Origin of the sequence: Kribbella catacumbae DSM 19601 (assembly GCF_000372465.1) — a bacterium.
Classification (GTDB): Bacteria; Actinomycetota; Actinomycetes; order Propionibacteriales; family Kribbellaceae; genus Kribbella; species Kribbella catacumbae.
Genome location: NZ_AQUZ01000143.1, coordinates 1 through 1,331 on the forward strand (window position 1 = coordinate 1; position 1,331 = coordinate 1,331).

General features: G+C 67.1%; 1 protein-coding gene. It reads right to left on the reverse strand.

Annotated elements, in window-relative coordinates; translation table 11 throughout:
* Positions 1-465: 465 nt before the first annotated feature.
* On the reverse strand, positions 466-1,331 hold an 866-nt coding region (locus tag A3ES_RS0145630; RefSeq protein ID WP_020393494.1), incomplete at its 5' end, for a hypothetical protein.

The window sequence follows — 1,331 nt, forward strand, 5'->3', positions numbered from 1 at the left end:
GGTTCGGCTTCGCGATCTCATTGAGGAGCTGCCAGTGCAGGACGATCTCGTCGTACCGGATCCGTACCAACTGGGCAGCACGGGCGGACCGCTGGTACGGGTCCTTGATGGCTTCGAGGGGTTCGACGAGGCTGTCGAGGGCGGGATGGTTCAGCCGCGCCCGGCTCTGTGTCGTCATGGGTGAGCCTCCTGAGGTGTGGTGGTGGGGGTCTCCGTCAAGACACCCGCACAACTGTTAGGTGGTCAATCTAACAAGCGTGGGCGTCGGGTCAAGGTCTCAGGTCGTGCGGCTACTTAATTCAGCAGCAAATTAAGGGGCCGCACGATGAGACCATCGGTAAGGACCGAACGAACGTTTCACTGAGGTGGCGATCGTTACGGTTCTGAGCCCTGGCCCGCCATGGCCCGCGACGGCCGTCACCTGACCGGGAATCACATGGCGGAACAAGCCGGGGCTCAGCCATGTCAGAACCCAGCCGTGGCAAGAGATCCGGTCTCGGAGGCCGGCACTCCCTGCAGGGTGGAAGCAGCTCCGGACTTCGGTACGTCGGGGCCGCGGCCTTCCATCTCCATCAGCAGGTACCGGAGCGCGTCGTAGGCATGGTCCTCGGCGTTGGTGTCGACGTCCTCGGGGTTGGTGTTCGCGCGGGGGAGCGCGGGCAGCGTGCGGATCAGGTTGGTGCACGTTGAGTAGACGAGGATCCGGGGCAGGCCGTCCGCGCGGACCTTGAGCTTGTCGTCCAGGAGCGCGGCGCCGGCGAGGCGGTCGTTGTTCGCCTTCCGTACTGCGTGGCCGAGCCGCTTGCGGTAGGCCTCGGCGATCGAGCCGGGTGGCGGTTCGTCCGGGTCGATCGGCTTGACACTCTTGGTGGTGTGCGCGGTCCTGGCCCAGGTCGACGGGTCGAGCGCCACCGGTACGCGGCGGTTCGGGGCGCGCTCGCCGGGCATCTCGGCCTCCTTGATGGCGATGGCCTGCTCCCTCGGCGTGAGGCCGGCGAGGTACAGCTCCCGGTAGATGACGATCAGCCCGTCGCTGAGCCTCGCACCCCACAGCGCGGCGAACGGGGCACTGAGTCCGTAGTCGACTCCCACCGCCTTCGTGACCCCACCGAGCGGGATCGGCAGCGTCTCGGGCTCGATGACATGGATGCTCCTGCGCCAGTTGGTGAAGCGGACGCCTTCGAGGATGTCCCAATCGCCGTCGCGGAGCGCGCGGCGCAGCATCTCGTCGAGCGAGCCGAGCCGATCGAGGTACGAGTCGTCGAGGTGCGGGTTGTCTGCGAGGGACGCGGGGATGAACACGCGAGTGCCGGGGCGCGGCTCGTCCAGGG